The sequence below is a fragment of the Nonomuraea sp. NPDC050540 genome, from assembly GCF_044457485.1.
Classification (GTDB): domain Bacteria; phylum Actinomycetota; class Actinomycetes; order Streptosporangiales; family Streptosporangiaceae; genus Nonomuraea.
Map to the genome: position 1 here is coordinate 237,776 of NZ_JBITHA010000002.1, position 17,495 is coordinate 255,270.

General features: G+C 71.0%; 18 protein-coding genes. 3 read left to right on the plus strand and 15 right to left on the minus strand.

Annotated features, from left to right (window positions below; genetic code table 11):
• Positions 1 to 3 precede the first annotated feature (3 nt).
• The 7 genes from ACIBI5_RS07595 to ACIBI5_RS07625 all read right to left on the minus strand — a co-directional run bounded on the left by ACIBI5_RS07595 (position 4) and on the right by ACIBI5_RS07625 (position 7,846).
• Complete coding sequence (locus ACIBI5_RS07595; RefSeq protein WP_397244247.1) at positions 4 to 1,038, minus strand: FecCD family ABC transporter permease; 1,035 nt, start codon at positions 1,036 to 1,038, stop codon at positions 4 to 6.
• Entirely contained in the window at positions 1,035 to 2,405 is a 1,371-nt protein-coding gene (locus ACIBI5_RS07600; protein ID WP_397244249.1) for a serine hydrolase domain-containing protein, read from the minus strand. The genes ACIBI5_RS07595 and ACIBI5_RS07600 overlap by 4 nt, the downstream gene beginning before the upstream one ends.
• Positions 2,402 to 3,508 (minus strand): o-succinylbenzoate synthase, encoded by a 1,107-nt coding sequence (gene menC / locus ACIBI5_RS07605; protein ID WP_397244251.1) that lies wholly within the window; start codon positions 3,506 to 3,508, stop codon positions 2,402 to 2,404. Before menC ends, ACIBI5_RS07600 begins: the two co-directional genes overlap by 4 nt.
• 30 nt (positions 3,509 to 3,538) lie before the next feature.
• On the minus strand, positions 3,539 to 4,624 hold the full coding sequence (locus ACIBI5_RS07610; RefSeq protein WP_397244253.1) for an ABC transporter substrate-binding protein: 1,086 nt from the start codon (positions 4,622 to 4,624) through the stop codon (positions 3,539 to 3,541).
• 50 nt (positions 4,625 to 4,674) lie between these two features.
• Positions 4,675 to 4,800, minus strand: a complete 126-nt coding sequence (locus tag ACIBI5_RS07615) for a hypothetical protein (protein WP_397244255.1) — start codon at positions 4,798 to 4,800, stop codon at positions 4,675 to 4,677.
• A 15-nt stretch (positions 4,801 to 4,815) separates the two neighbouring features.
• A complete protein-coding gene (locus ACIBI5_RS07620) occupies positions 4,816 to 6,327 on the minus strand; it encodes an amidohydrolase (RefSeq protein ID WP_397244258.1) in 1,512 nt (503 codons plus the stop codon).
• A 127-nt stretch (positions 6,328 to 6,454) separates the two neighbouring features.
• On the minus strand, positions 6,455 to 7,846 hold the full coding sequence (locus tag ACIBI5_RS07625; RefSeq protein ID WP_397244260.1) for an MFS transporter: 1,392 nt from the start codon (positions 7,844 to 7,846) through the stop codon (positions 6,455 to 6,457).
• A 72-nt stretch (positions 7,847 to 7,918) separates the two neighbouring features.
• Between ACIBI5_RS07625 and ACIBI5_RS07630 the strand changes: the two genes are divergently transcribed.
• Complete coding sequence (locus ACIBI5_RS07630) at positions 7,919 to 8,383, plus strand: MarR family winged helix-turn-helix transcriptional regulator (protein ID WP_397244262.1); 465 nt, start codon at positions 7,919 to 7,921, stop codon at positions 8,381 to 8,383.
• On the opposite strand, the gene ACIBI5_RS07635 is transcribed toward ACIBI5_RS07630, so the two are convergent.
• Positions 8,380 to 8,739 (minus strand): winged helix-turn-helix transcriptional regulator, encoded by a 360-nt coding sequence (locus tag ACIBI5_RS07635; RefSeq protein WP_397244264.1) that lies wholly within the window; start codon positions 8,737 to 8,739, stop codon positions 8,380 to 8,382. The genes ACIBI5_RS07630 and ACIBI5_RS07635 overlap by 4 nt on opposite strands.
• Positions 8,740 to 8,859: 120 nt before the next feature.
• Here ACIBI5_RS07635 and ACIBI5_RS07640 point away from each other — a divergent pair, with 120 nt between their 5' ends.
• On the plus strand, positions 8,860 to 9,738 hold the full coding sequence (locus tag ACIBI5_RS07640; RefSeq protein ID WP_397244266.1) for an NAD(P)-dependent oxidoreductase: 879 nt from the start codon (positions 8,860 to 8,862) through the stop codon (positions 9,736 to 9,738).
• A 62-nt stretch (positions 9,739 to 9,800) separates the two neighbouring features.
• Positions 9,801 to 10,397, plus strand: coding sequence for a dihydrofolate reductase family protein (locus ACIBI5_RS07645; protein WP_397244268.1), 597 nt, complete (start codon positions 9,801 to 9,803; stop codon positions 10,395 to 10,397).
• 6 nt (positions 10,398 to 10,403) lie between these two features.
• Here the strand turns inward: ACIBI5_RS07645 and ACIBI5_RS07650 are convergent, their stop codons facing one another.
• The 7 genes from ACIBI5_RS07650 to ACIBI5_RS07680 are packed head-to-tail and all read right to left on the minus strand — an operon-like array spanning position 10,404 to position 17,487.
• Entirely contained in the window at positions 10,404 to 11,036 is a 633-nt protein-coding gene (locus tag ACIBI5_RS07650; RefSeq protein ID WP_397244270.1) for a pyridoxamine 5'-phosphate oxidase family protein, read from the minus strand.
• A gap of 21 nt (positions 11,037 to 11,057) precedes the next feature.
• Positions 11,058 to 12,233, minus strand: a complete 1,176-nt coding sequence (locus ACIBI5_RS07655) for an MFS transporter (protein WP_397244272.1) — start codon at positions 12,231 to 12,233, stop codon at positions 11,058 to 11,060.
• Positions 12,230 to 12,781: a Chromate resistance protein ChrB gene (locus ACIBI5_RS07660; protein WP_397244274.1), complete on the minus strand. Its 552-nt coding sequence runs from the start codon at positions 12,779 to 12,781 to the stop codon at positions 12,230 to 12,232. Before ACIBI5_RS07660 ends, ACIBI5_RS07655 begins: the two co-directional genes overlap by 4 nt.
• A gap of 41 nt (positions 12,782 to 12,822) precedes the next feature.
• Positions 12,823 to 14,055, minus strand: a complete 1,233-nt coding sequence (locus tag ACIBI5_RS07665; RefSeq protein ID WP_397244275.1) for an aminotransferase class I/II-fold pyridoxal phosphate-dependent enzyme — start codon at positions 14,053 to 14,055, stop codon at positions 12,823 to 12,825.
• Positions 14,052 to 15,524 carry an MFS transporter gene (locus ACIBI5_RS07670; protein WP_397244277.1) on the minus strand — a complete coding sequence of 491 codons (1,473 nt, stop codon included), beginning with the start codon at positions 15,522 to 15,524 and terminating at the stop codon, positions 14,052 to 14,054. The genes ACIBI5_RS07665 and ACIBI5_RS07670 overlap by 4 nt, the downstream gene beginning before the upstream one ends.
• Before the next feature lie 20 nt (positions 15,525 to 15,544).
• Positions 15,545 to 16,405, minus strand: a complete 861-nt coding sequence (locus tag ACIBI5_RS07675; RefSeq protein WP_379610274.1) for an SDR family NAD(P)-dependent oxidoreductase — start codon at positions 16,403 to 16,405, stop codon at positions 15,545 to 15,547.
• Positions 16,402 to 17,487, minus strand: a complete 1,086-nt coding sequence (locus ACIBI5_RS07680; RefSeq protein ID WP_397244279.1) for a hypothetical protein — start codon at positions 17,485 to 17,487, stop codon at positions 16,402 to 16,404. The genes ACIBI5_RS07675 and ACIBI5_RS07680 overlap by 4 nt, the downstream gene beginning before the upstream one ends.
• Between the last annotated feature and the right edge of the window lie 8 nt (positions 17,488 to 17,495).

Consider the following 17,495-nt stretch of genomic DNA (forward strand, 5'->3'; position numbering starts at 1 on the left):
CGCTCACAGTCCGGCCATCCGGCGACGGCGGATCAGGTAGACGAACACGGGCGCGCCGACGATGGCGGTGACCAGTGCCGTGGGCAGCTCACCCGGCCGGGCGATCAGGCGCCCGGCCAGGTCGGCGGCCACCATGAGGATCGGCCCGGCGAGCAGGCAGTACGGCAGCAGCCAGCGATGGTCGGGGCCGGTGAAGGTGCGGACCATGTGCGGCACCACCAGGCCGACGAACGAGATCGGCCCGGCCGCCGCCGTGGCCGCGCCGCACAGCAGCGTCGTCGCGACGACTCCCAGCAGGCGGGTACGCCCCACGTTGGCCCCCAGCCCCTTCGCCGCGTCCTCGCCGAGGGCCAGCGCGTTGAGCGAGGAGACCAGGAACAGCGTCAGCACGATGCCGGCGACGATGAACGGCGCCACCTGGATCACCACCGGAGCCGTGCGGCCGGACAACGTTCCGACGCTCCAGGCCCGGAACCCGTTGAACACCGTCGAGGACAGCAGGACGATCGCGGAGATCACTCCCGTGAGCGCCGCGGTGATGGCCGCGCCGGCGAGGGCGAGCCGGGCCGGGCTGGCTCCCGCCGTGCCCGCGGAGCCGAGGGTGTAGACGGCGACCGTCGCGATGCTGGCTCCGATGAGGGCGAACCAGACGTAGCCGGTGAGGGAGGCGACCCCGAGGTGCGCCATCGCGATCACCACGCCCAGCGCGGCGCCGGCGTTGACGCCGAGCAGGCCGGGCTCGGCGAGCGGGTTGCGGCTCAGCGCCTGCATCAGCGCTCCGGCGACCGCCAGTGCGGCGCCGACCAGGACCGCGAGGATCGTCCGTGGCAACCGTACGCCTCGCACGATGACGTCGGCGTCGGTGCCGCCCACGGTCAGTGACTGCCAGACGTCGGCGAACGGCACGTTCTCGGCGCCCAGGGCCAGGCTCGCCGCCATGAGAAGGAGCAGGATCGCCGCCGCGACCCCGAGTCCGAGTGTCAGCCGCCGCTGACCGGCCCGTGCGACGGCGGGCGCCGGGAGCGTCTGGGTGCTCAACGGACCCGCTCCAGTTCGCACCAGTGGGTGAGGCAGTTGCCCACCCGGTCCCCGCTCTCGCCGTGCTTGACCGCCCTGGCGGACCCTGCCAGGCGGTCGTCGCCGACGTCGAGGGCGAGTTCGAGCCATGGGCTGGCCCGCAGCGCGTCAGGAGTGGGCAGTTGCAACTCGGCGGCGAGCATCACGTCGTACGACTCGTCCTCCTCGACCCGCGCCTGGACCCGGCCGGAGCCGGCGACCTCGATCCACACCGAGCCGGCGCCGTCCACCTCTGCTCGCAGCGGTACCGCGCCGAAGGGGGTCGCCACCTGGCCGGCCCACTCTCCGGCCGGCACGGGCTTGGGCGACGTCGTGTCCTCCTCCGGTCCGATGTGGCTCACCAGGGTCTCGAGGAGGATCTCGCAGGCCGTGCGCGCATGGGCGAAAGATCCGGTCTGGTTGACGACGGCGGCGGCGCTCACCCCGAATTCCGGGAGGATGGCCAGCGACGCGCCCACCCCGCACATGTCCCCGGCGTGGGCCAGCACCTCGACGCCGTGGGGGTGGCGGACGTTCAGTCCCAGGCCGTAGCGTTCCCCGTCCTCCAGGCCCGGTGTGCGCACCGCCGCGGCCGAACCCGGCGCCAGCACCGCCGACCCGTACGTGTGGGTCAGCCCGAACCTGGCCAGGTCGGCGGCCGACATCCAGGCCATGCTCGCGGCCGGGTGGCTGGTGGTGATCGTCGGGTAGGGAACATGCCGCTCGGCCGTGTACGGCACCGCCGCGTCCGCCCCTCCGGCTCCGGGACCATAGGCGCCGGAGCCCAGCCCCAGCGGCCCGAACAGATACCGCTCCAGCAGTTCGCCCAGCGGATGGCCGGTCGCCGCGGCCAGCCACGGCTCCAGCACGCCGTACCCGAGGTTGGCGTATTCGAAGCGGGTGCCCGGCGCGTGGATGAGGACGCCGTACCGGTCGGCGGCCCGCTCGATGCCCAGGGGCTCTTCGTCGTAGGCGAAGTCCCAGTAGCGTCCGAACCCGGCGGTGTGGTTCAGCGCCTGACGGGCGGTCGGCCGGCCGGCGCGGCCCGGCCGCTGCCGGTCTAGCCAGGGCAGCCGGTCGGCCAGCGGCTCGTCGAGGTCGATGAGCCCGCGCTCGGCGAGCATGACGCACAGGGTCGCGACGACGGGTTTGGTGACCGAGGCCAGCAGGTACGGCGTGTCGCCGGTCGCCGGCCGCCCCCGCAGGTCGGCCATCCCGAAGCCGCGGGCCTCCACCCGGTCACCCTGGGCGATCGCGAGCGAGACCGACGGCAGCCGGTGCCGGGCCATCAGGTCCTCGATCCGGTCGGCGACCTGGTCGAGGCTCGGTATGAGCGTGCTGTCGGTCATCGTTCGTAGCTCCAGGTGTCCACGGTGTACGTGCGGAGAAGGTCCGGGTCGGGCGTGGCGCCGATGCCGGGTTCGGTGGGGACGAGCACATGCCCGTCCGTCTCAAGCGTGACGGGGTCGGTGATGTCGGTCTCGTAGAAGCGGTCGGAGGCCGACGTGTCGCCCGGGAGGGTGAAACCCGGGAGCGCGGCGAGGGCGATGTTGGCCCGGCGGCCGAGGCCGCTCTCCAGCATGCCGCCGCACCACACCGCCACCCCGTGGGCCTGGGCCAGGTCGTGGATCCGCTTGGCCTCCAGGTATCCGCCGACGCGTCCCGGCTTGACGTTGATGATGCTCGCGGCGCCCATCGAGATCGCCGCCGCGGCCGAGCGGGCCGAGACCACGGACTCGTCCAGGCACAGCGGCGTCGTCAGCGTCTCGGCCAGCCGCGCGTGCTGATAGAGGTCGTCGTGATGCAGGGGCTGCTCGATGAGCAGCAGCCCGAACTCGTCGAGCCGGCGCAGGAGCGGGGCGTCGGCGAGGTCGTAGGCCGCGTTGGCGTCGACCTGCAGCGGCAGCTCGTCGCCGAACTTCTTCCTGACCGCCCGGACCGGCTCCACGTCCCAGCCGGGCTGGATCTTGAGCTTGATCCGCCGGTAGCCCTCGTCCACGAACCCGCCCACGACGTCCAGCAGCGCCGCCACCGACGGCTGGATGCCGACCGAGACGCCGGCGGGAATCCTCGTCCTGGTGGCGCCGAAGTACTGGGCGAGTGACACCCCGCGCAGACGGAGCACGAGGTCGAGGACGGCCAGCTCCAGCGCCGCCTTCGCCATGGGATGGCCGACCACGCCGCGCAGCGCCGGCGCCACCTCCTCCGCGGTGCGGACCTCCGCCGCGAGCAGCCGAGGCAGCAGGAACGAACGCATGACGTCCACGGCGCCGCGGCTGTGCTCGCTGGAGTAGGTCGGCTCCCGCTCCGCCACGCACTCGCCCCAGCCCTCGGCCCCTCCTCCCGCGATCCGGACCAGGACGAGCTCGCGCTCGGTGCTGACGCCGTTCGACGTCTGGAACGGCGCGCGGAGCGGCAGCCGCACGGTGCGTATCTCGATGGACTCGATCATGCGTTCCTCCTGTGTTCTCTGGTCCGGCCGTCAGGAGGAGAAGTTCTCGACCTTGGTGCCCGTGTTCCCGTCGATCGCCGCCTTGATCTGCGGGATGACGTGCTCGATGGCGTACGGCAGGCTCAGCACCGTGCCCCAGTCCATCGACCAGAACGCGGAGTCGATCTTCATCCCGGTCGACCAGAGGGAGCGGCCCTCCTTTGTGGACTTCAGCCCGGAGACGACCGGGTTCTTCTTCAGCGCCTCCACCTGACCGCCGTCGGTCGTCCACAGCACGAGGTCGGCCGCTCCGATCAGGGAGAGCTTCTCGGAGGAGATGTCCGCGCTGTAGGCGGTGCCCACCAGGGCATCCAGCTCGGGCAGGCTCTTGAAGCCGAGGTTGGTGAAGAACTTGGAGCGCGGGGTGGCGGGACCGATCACCTTGAACGTGTCCCCCCAGCACTCGGCGATCGCCACGGTCAGGCCGGCGAAGCCCGGGTTGGCCGCGACGGCCGCCTTCACCTGGCTGGTGATGCCGTCCACCAGCGTCTTGCCCTTGTCCTCCCGGCCCAGGGCGGTCGCGAGCATCTGGGTCTGCTGCTCCAGCGGCGCGTTCCAGTCGGTGAAGCCCTTGGGCTGCGCCACCACCGGGCAGATCGAGCTGAGCTTGTCGTACTCCTTCTTCGTCATGCCGCCCATGACCCCGGTGATCAGGTCGGGCTTCAGCGCGAGGATCTTCTCGATGGAGTACTCCTCGAAGTCGAGGAAGTCCGGGTTCTTGGGGAAGGCGTCCTTGTTCCACGGGTGCAGCGGCGAGTACCAGTCACCGCTGAACACCCCGACGGCCACGGGCGGCACGCCGAGCGCGACGAGGACGTCGATGTCGGTCTGGCCCAGAGCGACGATCCGCTTCGGGTCCTTGGGAACCGTGGTCTTGCCGTACGCGTGCTCGACCACCTTGTCGGCGTTGTCGGCGCTGCCGGTGGCCCCGGCCGGCGACGGCTTGCCGTCCTCCTTCGCGCAGCCCGGCACCGCGAGCGCCATGCCCAGCGCTCCGAGCCCGGTCAAAAAGCCTCGCCGTCCGAAACTCTTCTGTGTGGTGGCGCGCAGCGCGCTGCCTGCCGTCGGCCTGATCATGCCGGACCACTCCTCCACGTTCTGGAACCCGGTCTGGGGTGCGGCATACCTTAGGTCGGCACATCGCCGCACTTCGTCAGTGATCCCGACGAACTCTGCGCCGCCGATCCGTGCGTACGGCAGACGCCGTTGACGACCTCCTCGCGCTCGTCGAGCCGGTCGGGCAGGAGGTTCACCCGATTCGCCGAAGATCACCAGCGCCGGTGGACCAGCTCACCGGCCACCACCGTGGCCTCGACGGGCATGGCGGCCAGCTCCTCGGCATCGAGGGCGCGAGGGTCCGCCGCGAGGACGGCGATGTCGGCGGGCACGCCGGGTGCCAGGCGGTCGTGGCGGGCCGAGGCGCGCAGGGCCTGGTCGACGGAGACCCGCTGCTCCGCGTGCCACGGCCGTTGACCGCGGCCGGCCCGGGACACCGCCGAGGCCATCGAGACCCACGGATCCAGCGGCGCCACCGGCGCGTCCGACCCGAAGAGGACCCGGGCGCCGGCCGACAGGAGCGACGCCAGCGGGAAGGCCCGCTCGGTACGCCCCTGCCAGTGCCGGTCGGCCACGTCCCGGTCGTCGATGACGTGGCGCGGCTGCACGCTCGCCGCCACCCCGAGCCGGGCGAAGCGGCCCAGATCCCGCGTGCTCAGGAGCTGCGCGTGCTCGATCGTCCCGCGGGCGCCGGTCGTCTCGAACGTGTCGAGGGCGAGCGTGTTGGCGCGATCGCCGATCGCGTGGACGGCGGACGCGATGCCGGCGGCGTGTGCCCGGCCGACCAGGTCACGCAGGTCGCCGGCCTCCACCGCCTGCAGGCCGAAGGCGTCCTCCCCGTCGAGACCGGGGAAGGCGTCGTGGCACCACGCGGTGCGCGTGTTCAGCGAACCGTCCACCACGATCTTGAACGACCCCATCTCGACCAGGCCCCGGGTGCCGGGCAGCACGTCACCGGTGGCCAGCCCGCGCCGGATCGCGTCGTCGAGGTGGTCGGTGTACACCCCGCACGCCACCCGCATCGTCACCCCCGATCGTGCCCGGCGCGCCCAGCTGTCCAGGTTCGGCCGGCGCTCGAACTCGACGATCCCCACGGTTCCGCGCGCGTGCGCGCGGCGGACCGACTCGGCCACGAGTGCGTCAAGGTGCTCGACGGGAAGGTCGTTGAGCCGGGCGACGAGCTCGTAGCAGTCCTGCTCGCGAACCAGCCCGTCCGAGCGCAGGGACGGCGCCCAGCGGCGCAGCGCCTCGGTGTTGAGCCAGGCGCAGTGGATGTCGTGGCTGATCAGGACGACCGGGATGGGTCCGGCGCAGGCGTCGAGCAGGTCCGCGGTGGGCAGGTCGGGCCAGGTCCCGTCCTGGAAGCCGGTGCCGACCAGCGTGGCGCCCGGGTCCGGCGGCCGCTCGGCCAGCCGGGTGCGCACGAGCGCCGCGCACTCGGCCGCCGACCGGGCCGGCGAGACGTCCAGGCGGCTCTCGCGCAGGGCCCACATGTCGAAGTGCACATGGTGGTCCCACAGGCCGGGCATCACCACCCGGCCGTCCAGGTCGACGGTCTCACCTTTGGTCTGAACGGTCCCGGTGGGGTGGATGGCGTGCACCCGGTCGTCCCGTAGCACGATGTCCATGAGCTGCCCGTCACCGTCCGGGAGCGGGCCAGCGAGGCGGGCGCGGGTGAGGGTGAGGGTGAGGGTGAGGGGTGTCTCGGTGGGGTTCGAAATCATGTTCACACTGTCCAGGGCCCGCCTGACGCGGACACCGGGCCATCGCACGGATTTGCTCGCGGCGCATCGTCGCGGTCAACGAAAAGCCGGCGTCACCCCCGCCGTCGTCAGCCGTCCGCTCAGACGCTCAGGCGCGGTTCGCCGTGGCCGTCAGGTCGCGGTTGAGCCTTCCGTAGAGGAACGCGAAGGCGGCGGCCAGCGCGCCCGCCCCGGCGGCGACGCCGAAGACCCACTGGTAGCCGTGTTCCCCGGGCAGCGAGGCTAGGATGGCGGCGATCACGGCGCCGGCCGTGCTGCCGCCCGCGATGCGTACCAGCGCGTTGATCCCGGCCGCGACCGCGGTCTGCTCGGGCCGGACGTGTTCGACCGCCATCGTGCCCAGCGCGGCGTAGCTGACGCCCAGTCCGATGCCCATGAGCGAGGTGGCGACCAGGATGTCGGCGGGGCCGGTGTGCGCGAAGACGAGCCACAGGCCCGCCGCGCCGGCGATCGCGGAACCCGTCCCGACCAGCGAGGCGGCGGCGAAGCGGCGCATGAGCCGGCCCGCGAACAGCGAGATCACCAGCATGAACAGCGTGCTGGGCAGCAGGTAGAGACCGACCTGCAGGACGCTCGCGCGCAGCGCGGGTCCCTGTACGAAGCCGGAGATGCCGGTCATGCTCATGAAGAAGCCGAACCCGAGCAGCATCGAGGCCACGGTCGCGCCGACGGTGCCGCGGTGGACCAGCATCGCCATCTGCACCAGCGGCTCGGACACCCGGCGCTCGACCAGCACCCAGACGACGGCCACCACGGCCGCCAGCGCGAACACGCCGAGCGTCGCCGCCGAGGTCCAGCCCCACGTGCCGCCCTGGCTGATCGCCAGCAGGAGCGCCACCAGCCAGACGATCATCAGTGCGGCGCCGGCCAGGTCGGGGCGGCCGCCGCCGGCCGGCGCGGTGTCGCGTACCAGGAAGAAGACGAAGACCGAGCCGATCACCGACAGCCCGGTCGTCACCCAGAAGAGCATGTGGTAGTCACCGGCGACCAGGCCCGCCAGGAGCATGCCGCCGCCCGCGCCGAACCCCATGGTCGCGCTGAGCACGCCGATGCCGGTGGCGAGCTGGTCGCGTGGCAGGACGTCACGGACCACGCCGATCGCCAGCGGGACCAGGGCGGCGACGAAGCCCTGGAGCACGCGGCCCACGATCAACCAGGGCAAGGTGGTGGCCACCGCGGCGATGACAGAGCCGGCGATGAGCAGGGCCAGCGCGCCGAGGATCACGCGGCGCTTGCCGTACATGTCGCCGAATCGCGACAACAGCGGTGTCGCGACCGCGCTGACGAGCAAGCTGATCGTGAGTGTCCAGCTCACGGCGGTCAACGAGGCGTTCAGTTCGCGCTGGAGGATGGGAAGCAACGGGACGACCGCGGTGTTCTGGACGGCGGCCACGGAGGCGGCGAACGCCAGCACCACCACTCCTGGCCATGGGTTCCTGGTGGGTGTCATGCGCTCGGCGGTCGCGGCGACTGTCGCCATGACGGCTCCTTAGGTAACTTGGGTAAGTAACTGAGAAGCGATAATACATACGTAAGTTAGGTAAGCAAATAGATGGACCAGGAGCTCGCTTCCACCGTCGCCGCCTTCCGCAGCGTCGTGTCGACGCTCAAGCGCGCCAAGACCCACGACATGCTGGGCACCGTCGCCGGCATGCGGGTCGATCAGCCGGACGCGCAAGTCCTGATCCACCTGCTCGACTCCGGTGAGCCGCGGCGCGTCGGCGCGATCGCGCAGGCCCTGCACGTGGAGAGCCCGCACGTCACCAGGACCGTCACCAAGCTCGAACGGCAGGGCCTGCTGGAACGCGTGCGCGACCCCGACGACGGCCGGGCATGGCGCATCTGGCTGACTCCGCGGGGAACCGACGTGGCCCAGGTCTGCCTGCGGGTCAACCTCGAGCTCTTCGAGACCGCCATGGCCGCCTGGGACCCCGAGGACCGCGCCGACCTCACGCGCCTGCTCGGCAAGCTCTCCACGGAGATGACGGCGATCCTCGAGGAACGCCTGCGCGGCTAGAGCGGCAGGTTCACCTTCTCCGCCCCGATCCGCTCGATGCGTTCGGTGCCCCAGCGTCCCAGGGAGCTCAGGGCGGCGTTGAGCGAGAGGCCGTCCTCGGTCAGGGAGTACTCGACCTTCGGCGGCACCTCGCGATACACCTCACGGTGCACGAGCCCGTCTTCCTCCATCTCGCGCAGATGCTGGATCAGCATCTTCTCGCTGACGCCGGGCAGCCCGCGCCGGAGCTCGGCGAAGCGGCGGGTCCCGTAGTTGTTCAGCTCCCAGAGGATCAGCGACTTCCACTTCCCCGAGACCACGTCCATCGCCGCGTCGATGCCGCAGAAGTACGGGCCCCTTCGTGCTGATGTCGCCATCCGCCCTCCTCAGACGTACTTACCTGTGGGTGGGTACCCCACTAAATAGTCGGTACTGGTCAACTCTAACGGCGGTGGAAAGGATGGGCCCCGAACGACGAACTCGAAGGGGGACCCAAGATGACGGACAACGTCCAGGTGAGCGTTCTCGGGCTGGGGGCGATGGGCGGCGCGCTCGCGGGCGCCCTGGTGAAGGCCGGGCACCCGACCACCGTATGGAACCGCTCCCCCGGCAGGGCCGACGACCTCGTGGCCCTCGGCGCGCGGAACGCCGGCAGCGCCGGTGAGGCGGTCCTCGCCGGCCCGCTGGTGATCGCGTGCCTGCTGGACCACGCGTCGGTCCACGAGGTGCTCGATCCGATCGCCGGTGAGCTGGCCGGCCGTACCTTGGTCAATGTGACCACGACGTCACCGGCCCAGTCGCGGGAGCTGGCCGAGTGGGCGGCCCGTGCCGGGATCGCGTACCTGGACGGCGGGATCATGGCCGTGCCCGCCATGATCGGCGGGCCAGGGTCGTCGATCCTCTACAGCGGCTCCGCCGAGGTGTTCGAGCAGTACAAGCCACTACTGGATCTGTGGGGAACGAGCACCTACTTCGGGCAGGACGCCGGGCTGGCGTCTCTGTACGACCTCGCGCTGCTCGCGGGCATGTACGTGATGTTCGCCGGATTCCTGCACGGCGCCGCCATGGTCGCGCCGGCCGGGGTGACGGCGGGCGAGTTCGCCTCCATGGCCGCGCCCTGGCTGAGCGCCATGACCGGCTCCTTCCAGGGGTTCGCCGCGGTCGTCGACGGCGGCGACTACACCGTCGCCGGGCAGCAGAGCCTGGAGTTCTCCAACCTCAACGACCTCGTGGCCGCCAGTGCCGAGCAGGGCGTCAGCACCGAGGTGATCGGCATGGTCCAGACGCTCGTCCGCCGCCAGATCGACGCGGGCCACGGCCAGGAGGGCTTCGCCCGGATCATCGAGAGCATCAGGAATTCTCCGCAGGACATGTAGAGGACGCGCGGACGGCTCCGACCCTCCTGTGAAAGCGCACCGGAGTCGCAGGAGGTAGCACGATGAGCAAGGTCATCTGTGACATGTCGATGTCACTCGACGGCTACGTGGCCGGACCGCACCAGAGCATGGACAACCCGTTCGGCGAGGGCGTGGGCGACCGTCTGCACCAGTGGATGTTCGAGGAGGCCGAACGGCACGCCAAGGTGATCGAGGGCGTCACCGCCGCCGGGGCGTTCATCATGGGCCGCAACATGTTCGGCCCCGGCCGCGGCGCCTGGGACCTGGACTGGAAGGGCTGGTGGGGCGACGAGCCGCCGTACCACGCGCCGGTCTTCGTCCTGACCCACCACCCGCGCGAGCCGCTGACGATGAAGGGCGGCACGAGCTACGTCTTCGTCACCGACGGGATCGAAGCGGCCCTGGCCCAGGCGCGCGCGGCCGCCGGAGACCGGGACGTCGCGATCGCCGGCGGCGCCGAGACGGTGAACCGGTACCTGGCGGCGGGGCTCATCGACGAACTGCGCCTGCACGTCGCGCCCCTGACCCTCGGCCGGGGCGAGCGGCTGCTGCACGGAGTCGGGGAGCACGCGCTGGAACCCGTCGGCGCGCCCTGGGGCACCGGCCTCGTCACCCACCTGACGTACAAGGTGATGTGACGGGCGTCAGTACTGGTTCGTCCTGGCGTCCAGGGCGAGACCCTCGTCGATCGCCGCCACGGGGACGTCCTTGAGGTTCATCTGGTCCTTGGCGATCTGCCCGAGCGTGGGCAGGCTCTTGCGGTCCGGCCAGGTCTCCGGCTTCCAGAGCGAGGAGCGCAGGAACGCCTTGGCACAGTGCATGTACAGCTCTTCGACCTCGATCAGTACGGCCAGCCGCGGCCGCTTGCCCTGCACGACCAGGTCGTCGAAGAACGGCGCGTCGGCCACCAGCGAGGCGCGCCCGTTGACCCGGAGCGTCTCGTTCATCCCCGGCACGATGAACAGTAGTCCGGCGTGGGGGTTGCGCAGCATGTTGCGGAAGCTGTCGAGCCGGTGGTTGCCGGGCCGGTCGGCGAGGACGAGGCGCTGGTCGTCGAGCACCAGCACCGATCCGGCGGGGTCACCGCGGGGCGAGACGTCACAGGTGCCGTCGGTGTTCGAGGTGGCCAGCAGCACGAACGGCGAGTGCGCGATGATCGTGCGCGCGTGCTCGTCGATGCGGGCGATGTCCTTGTCCCAGATGACCTGATGCGGTTCCTTGACGATGTCCCGGAGCTCGGCATCGGTCGTCACCACACGCATCTCAGAGGAGCTCATCTCCCGAGAATAAGGTAAGCCTCATCTAACTTGCGAGGTCGGGCCGGATCTCCGGAGGAAGAGCGGCAGCACCGCGGTGGCCGCGGCCAGGATGGCGAAGCCCCAGGGCAGCGTGGCCGCACTGGCGACGGCGGCGACCAGCAACGGGCCGCCCGCGTCGCCCAGTTCGCGGCCGAGTTCCGCGGTGCCCATGGTCTGGCCGAGCCGCTCCGGCGGGGTCGCGGCGGCGAGCGCGGCGAAGGCGAGCGGGGTGATCAGTCCGGTTCCGGCCCCGATCAGCGCGGCGGCCGGTAGCAATCCGGGCAGGCCGGGCAGCATGGCGGCGGCCAGGCCGCTCGCGGCGAGCAGCAGACCGGCCGCCACCCCGTTGCCGGTGCGCAGGCGTCCGGAGTCGAGTGCGCGCCCCGCCCACGGCTGCACGAGCGCGGCGCACAGGGCCAGGACCGAGACGGCCGCACCGGTGGCCAGCGGCGACAGCCCGGCCGTGGCTCCGGACAGCGGCAGGAACCCGACCCCCACGGACAGGGCGGCCGTGGCGGCGGCCAGTGCGGCCACCGGGCGGAGGAACGCGCCGTCGGTCAGGCGCCGGACCAGGTCCACGACGCTCTGCCTGGCCCTGGGCAGGGGCGGCACCACCGGAACCGCGAGCCAGGCCCACACCGCCACCATGGCGGGCAGAACGGCGAGCACCACGAACAGCGACGTCAGCCCACCGGCCCAGACCAGCGCGCCACCGAGCAGGGGTCCGGCGGTGTAGCCGATGCTCTTGAAGAAGCCGTAGGAACCGAACGCGCGACCGTGCCTGGCCTGAGGGTTGAGCCGGGCCACCAGCGCGGAGGCGGCCGGGGAGAACGCCGAGGCGGCCGCGCCCTGGCCCAGCCGGGCCGCCCACAACCAGCCGGGGTCGCGGACCAGGACGAAGAGGGCGGAGGCCGCGGCGAAGCCGATCAGCCCGCCGAGCAGGACCGGCCGGGCGCCGATCCGGTCGGCCAGCGCGCCGAACACCGGCTTGAGCACCACCTCGGCGCCGTCGTACAGGGCGAGCAGCAGCCCCAGGTACAGCACCGACCTGACCAGGTCGGCCTCGCCCTGGCCGAGGTTGGCGGCGATGCCGTGGGCGCCGAAGGCGGTGGTGAACCCGGCCGCGTACAGGGGCCAGGTCCGCCGGACGGAGACGGGCGGCGCGGAGAGGGTCATGGCTCCTCGCCCGGACCGAACGCGTGCAGGTGGGCGAACACCCGCTCGCTGTAGTCCTCGAAGCGGCGCGCGCACTCGGCCAGCCGTTGCTCGGCGGGACCGGCGCCGGGCGCGCCGAACACGTCCCTGGCCTTCAGGTCGCGGTGCCAGCGGCGCAGCCGTTCCAGGCTCTGCTCTTCTTCTTCGAGTTCGGCCAGCGTGAACTTGGCGGTGCGGATCTCCTTGTCCAGTTCTGCCTCGTACTTGCCGCAGTCGGCGGTGAACTCCGCCCAGTCCTCCTCGCGGGCGGCGGTGAACATCGCCTGGAACCGGGCCGCGTCGGCGGGCTCACGTCCGCTGGCGCGCAGGACCACGACCTCGCCGTCCGCGCGCCCGGCCAGGTGGACGGCGCGCTCGATGCCGTCGGCGAACACCGGCACCCGCGGCACCGCCCACACGCCCTGCCCGAGCGACAGCCCGCCGACCTTGCGCAGTTCCCGCCAGACCGCGACCCGATGCCGGGACGGCTGCGCGGGCAAGCGCACGATCAGCACCACCCATTCATTCACCAGAGGAAAGTAACATGCGTTACATTCCGGAGTGAAGCAGCTCAGAACCTGAACTGCTCCTTGAGCGTCGCCAGGGTGGAGAGGAAGCCGTCCAGCTGGTCCTCGGTGTGGCCGTCGCTGATGATCAGGCGGAGCAGGGCCTTGTTGCGCTTGACGGCCGGGTAGACGAAGACGGGCACGAGGTAGCCGTGGTCCAGGAACGCCTGCCGCAGTTCCACGGCGATGTCGTCGTCGTTGACCGGGACCGAGACGATGTAGGTGCTCGTCTCGCTGGTCTCGCAGCCGATGTCGGCCAGCCGCCGGCGGAACGCGGTCACCTTCGCCAGGTAGGAGTCGACGATCTCAGGATCGTGGCTCAGGCGGCGGATGATCTCCCGGGCGGTGACGGCGGTGGGCGGTTGCATGGCGGCGGTGAACATCGAGGTTCCCGACAGGAGCTCGAACGACTGCACCGCCGCCGACGGACCGGCGATCGCCCCGCCCTCAAGGCCCACCGCCTTGGAGAAGGACATCATCACGAAGTCGGCCCGGTCGCGCATGTGCTGGTACTCGGTGGCGAAGGGGCGGTGGGCGGGGCCGTAGATCATGAAGCCGTTGGCGTCGTCGACGAAGCTGATGGCGTTGTGCTTCTCGCACAGGTCCAGGAGCGCGGGGAGGGGGCCCATGGTGCCGTCCGCCGAGTAGACGCTCTCCATGACCACGACCACCTTGCCGCCGCCGACCTTGGCGAGGACGCGGTCGAGGTGGTCCGGGTCGTTGTGGCGGAAGAAGAAGACGCGTTTGCCGTATCCCAGGCCCTCCACCGCCTTCCACAGGCTCCAGTGGGAGTCCCGGTCCAGGACGAACACCGAGTCGGAGTTGTTCATGCGGACGCCGGCGCCGAGGTCGATGTCCTGGCTCATGGCATGGACGAAGCCCACGTTGGCCAGCAGGCCGGTGGCGAAGGTGAGGGCGCGTTCCTTGCCCGTCGCCTGGCTGACGTCGTGTTCCAGTTCCAGGTGGGCGCGGCAGACGCCCTGCGTCATGCGGGAGCCGCCGGTGGTGAGGCCGTACCGGTGGGCGCCTTCCGTGAAGCACTGCCGCAGGTCGGAACGCTGGTGCATGTTCAGGAGGTTGATGCTGGCGAGGTTGGTCAGCGTGCGGCCGTTCTGCGTGATGCTGGGGCCGGTGATGCCGTCCACGATCGCGGGCTCACCGATCAGGCCCGATCCCTCTTCGAGGACCTGGGTGAAGGTCTCGAAGCCCCACTTGTCCACGGCGCCGGAGCTGGTCATGCCTTTTCTCCTAGGTTCGGGGCGATTCGGGGATGTCTGCGGAGCACGACCACGATGACCAGCCCGGTGATCATCAGGAGCGCCGCGGACACGATGACGGTCAGGTGCAGACTGGCGACGAACGTCTCCCGGGCGGATTCGGCTATCTGGGGGTACGCGCTGCGCAGGGCGAGGGCCGAGTCCCTGACCACTCCCGCGTGGGGAAACCAGGCGGCGAAGGCGGCGGACATGACACTGCCCAGGACGGCGATCCCGAGCCCGCCGCCGAGCTCGTAGGAGGTCTCCTCGACGGCCGCCGCCTGGCCGGCGTGTTCGGTGGCGACGGCGTTCATCATCGCGTTGGACGCCGCGGTCAGTGCCACGGACAGCGAGAAACCCATCGCGGCGAAGCAGAGGCCGATCAGCCACGGCTGGTCGGTGGTGGTCAGCGTCACCAGGGGTGCCAGTGCCACCGAGGTGCCCACCAGCCCGGCCGCGACCAGCGGCGGCGCGCCGAAGCGGGCGACGAGCGGGCCGCCGGCGAGGCTGCCGAGCACGCTGGTCACGCTCATCGGCAGGATGCGCAGGGCGGCCGACAGCGGGCCGAGACCCACGACCAGTTGCAGGTACTGGGTGAAGAACAGCTCCAGCCCGACCAGCACGAGGAACGTGACCAGGATGGACACGGCCGCCGTGGAGAAGGCGGGGTTGGCGAACAGCCGTACTTCGAGCAACGGCTCGGCGGCGCGCAGTTGCCTGCGCACGAACCACATCAGCAGGACGGCGGCGCCGGCCCAGCTCGCCAGGGCCGGCGGCGCGAACAACGACTCGTGCCCCGCCGTCTTGATGCCGAAGGCGAGGCTGAGCACCCCGCCCGTGGCCAGGAGCGCGCCCAGCGCGTCCCAGCGTCCCGAGTCGGCGCGCGGCGACTCCGGCACCAGCAGCAGGGTGAGCGGGATCGCGGCGAGCATGACCGGGACGTTGATCAGGAACACCGCGCCCCACCAGGTCCATTCGACGAGCGCGCCGCCGACGAGCGGGCCGATGATGGCGCCTCCGGCGGCGACGGCGCTCCACACGCCGAGGGCCGTCGCCCGCGGCTTCGGATCGGTGAACACCTGCCTGATCATCGAGAGCGTGGACGGCATGATCATCGCGCCGCCCAGCCCGAGGATCGCGCGGGCCGCGATGAGGATCGCGACGTTCGGGGCGAACGCCGCCGCCAGGGAGGCGAGCCCGAACACCGCGTATCCCCACAGCAGCATCGCCCGCCGGCCGTACCGGTCGCCGAGGGCGGCGAACGGGAGCAGCAGGGGCGCGCAGACGAGCGAGTAGACGTCGGCGATCCACAGCACCTGCGACGAACTCGGGCCGAGCTCGGCCGAGAGCATCGGCAGCGCCGTGTAGAGCACCGTGATGTCGATGACGACGATGAACAGGCTGGCGCACAGAATCGTCAGCACGACCCACGGGTTTTGCGAACCCTTCATATCGTCCTGTCCTGGTCGTCCTATTCCCGGAAGGTGTACGAGGCGAGAGTGTCGAAGGCCCGCGTGGGCAGAATCCATCGGGCCATGGCGAGCACTCGCGCGTCCCAGCCGACCAGGTAGCGGCTGCGCGGCCGCGCCGAGGTCAGGGCATGGACGATGGCCTCGCTCACCCGCGTGGGATGGGCGGCCAGCTTCAGCATGCGGTCCTGGTCGACCCGCGCCCGCTCGACCGAACGGGCCCAGGCCGGGTAGTACAGGCGTAGCTGGTCGGCGTGCACCTTGTCCGGCAGAGACTCGAACGCGCGCAGCGAGCGTGGCCACAGGGCCGTGCGCACCGCGCCCGGGTTGACGAGCACCACGTGGATGCCCCACCGGCGCAGCTCCATGCGCAGCGCGTTCGACGACGCCTCCAGGGCGTACTTGGCCGCGCAGCTCGCGCCGATGCTGGGGAAGACGCACAGCCCGTTGATGCTGCTGATGTTGACCACGCGGCCGCCGTTCGTGCGGAGATGGGGTGTGAACGCCCTGGTCACGGCCAGCGGGCCCAGGTAGTTGACCTCCAGTTCGTGCCGGACGAACTCCATGGGCAGGATCTCCAGCGGGCCGTGGTACTCGGCGGTCGCCGCGTTGACCACGCCGACCAGGCGCCGCCCCGGCCCCGGCACCTTCGCCACCGCCTCCTCGACGGAATCGGGCGAGGTGACGTCGAGGTGGATCACCTCGATCCCCTCCGGGCTGTCGGCGAAGGTCTCGGTGACGGCCCGCTCGGGGTCGCGTACGCCGGCGAAGACGTGGAACCCCTTGGCCGCCAGCGCCCGTGCGGTGACCGAGCCGATCCCGCCGGCCGCGCCGGTGATCAATACGGTACGGCCGTCGGTCATGCGGGGAAGTACGACCGGAGCGGGCCGTCACGCCGGACGTCGAGCGTCGCGCAGTGGAACGACCCGGCGAAGGCGTAGTAGGACTCGAACGAGCAGGGCACGGGCGTGAAGCCCCACTCCTTGAACGCCTGGATCATGGGCTCCTGGCTGCGTTCGACGACCACGCGGCGCTCGTCGAGCATGAGGACGTTCATGTTGACCCAGCCGCTGACCACGCCGATCGGGTTGGAGTCGGTGTGGACCGGATCGGGCGCCACGAGCACGTCCCAGTCCCGCAGGACCGGCGGGAGACTGGCCAGGTCGAGGAACTCGGGGTTGACCAGCACCTTGCCGGGCGCCAGCGGCATGAACGTGGTGTCGATGTGCATGGCCTGCGGGCAGCGGGACTCCAGCACGTGGATGCGGTAGTCGTCGCCGAGGTGGCGGCGCAGCCAGTCGATGCCGGCCTGGTTGGTGACGTGGCTGCGCTGGCAGAAGATGTCGCGGCCGGCCCGGACGAAGTCGGCGGCGTCGAAGGTCGGCTCGAACTCGGTGGTGACGAACCCGATGGGCTCGCCGGGCTCGGGCACGCGGTAGTCGTCGTCGTACAGGTCGTCGAGCAGCTGCGGGCGGGGGGCGGCCGTCCACCGGGCGCCGGCCGCGGAGTATTCCTTCAGAAGCCGCCGGTAGGGCCAGGTCTCGTACTGCCGCCCGCGGTCGGCCATCGGCGCCTCGATGATCTCGTCGCCGATGACCAGGAAGACGTCACGGGGGTTGGCCGCGCAGAATCCGGTCCCGACCTGCCAGGACGGGGTGGAGAAACCGGCGGCGAAGTCGATGGGGTCGGGCCGGCGCACCCGTACCCCGGCCGTCTGGAGGATGTCGATGAACTGTTCCAGGTCCGCCTTGGCGGGCTCGATCATCTCGGGCGGGTAGGGGGTGCCGTCCGCCCCGCTGACCTCCTCGATCGTCTCCCACGACCCCGGCGGCACGGTGACCTTGTTGATCACGTTCCAGTCGGGCAGCATCGCGCCGTCCACCACGCCGACGACGACCTCTTCCAGGGGGTCCCACTCGTTGTGCGAACTGACGGGTCCAGACATCGTTGCCC

What these genes read in the sequence shown, in the direction of transcription:
- ACIBI5_RS07600 (WP_397244249.1), bottom strand. Translation starts at nt 2,405, where the DNA reads ATGACCGACAGCACGCTCATACCGAGCCTCGACCAGGTCGCCGACCGG.
- ACIBI5_RS07640 (WP_397244266.1), top strand. Translation starts at nt 8,860, where the DNA reads ATGACGGACAACGTCCAGGTGAGCGTTCTCGGGCTGGGGGCGATGGGC.
- ACIBI5_RS07645 (WP_397244268.1), top strand. Translation starts at nt 9,801, where the DNA reads ATGAGCAAGGTCATCTGTGACATGTCGATGTCACTCGACGGCTACGTG.
- ACIBI5_RS07625 (WP_397244260.1), bottom strand. Translation starts at nt 7,846, where the DNA reads ATGGCGACAGTCGCCGCGACCGCCGAGCGCATGACACCCACCAGGAAC.
- ACIBI5_RS07665 (WP_397244275.1), bottom strand. Translation starts at nt 14,055, where the DNA reads ATGACCAGCTCCGGCGCCGTGGACAAGTGGGGCTTCGAGACCTTCACC.
- ACIBI5_RS07635 (WP_397244264.1), bottom strand. Translation starts at nt 8,739, where the DNA reads ATGGCGACATCAGCACGAAGGGGCCCGTACTTCTGCGGCATCGACGCG.
- menC (WP_397244251.1), bottom strand. Translation starts at nt 3,508, where the DNA reads ATGATCGAGTCCATCGAGATACGCACCGTGCGGCTGCCGCTCCGCGCG.
- ACIBI5_RS07655 (WP_397244272.1), bottom strand. Translation starts at nt 12,233, where the DNA reads ATGACCCTCTCCGCGCCGCCCGTCTCCGTCCGGCGGACCTGGCCCCTG.
- ACIBI5_RS07620 (WP_397244258.1), bottom strand. Translation starts at nt 6,327, where the DNA reads ATGATTTCGAACCCCACCGAGACACCCCTCACCCTCACCCTCACCCTC.
- ACIBI5_RS07675 (WP_379610274.1), bottom strand. Translation starts at nt 16,405, where the DNA reads ATGACCGACGGCCGTACCGTATTGATCACCGGCGCGGCCGGCGGGATC.
- ACIBI5_RS07680 (WP_397244279.1), bottom strand. Translation starts at nt 17,487, where the DNA reads ATGTCTGGACCCGTCAGTTCGCACAACGAGTGGGACCCCCTGGAAGAG.
- ACIBI5_RS07610 (WP_397244253.1), bottom strand. Translation starts at nt 4,624, where the DNA reads ATGATCAGGCCGACGGCAGGCAGCGCGCTGCGCGCCACCACACAGAAG.
- ACIBI5_RS07650 (WP_397244270.1), bottom strand. Translation starts at nt 11,036, where the DNA reads ATGAGCTCCTCTGAGATGCGTGTGGTGACGACCGATGCCGAGCTCCGG.
- ACIBI5_RS07630 (WP_397244262.1), top strand. Translation starts at nt 7,919, where the DNA reads ATGGACCAGGAGCTCGCTTCCACCGTCGCCGCCTTCCGCAGCGTCGTG.
- ACIBI5_RS07670 (WP_397244277.1), bottom strand. Translation starts at nt 15,524, where the DNA reads ATGAAGGGTTCGCAAAACCCGTGGGTCGTGCTGACGATTCTGTGCGCC.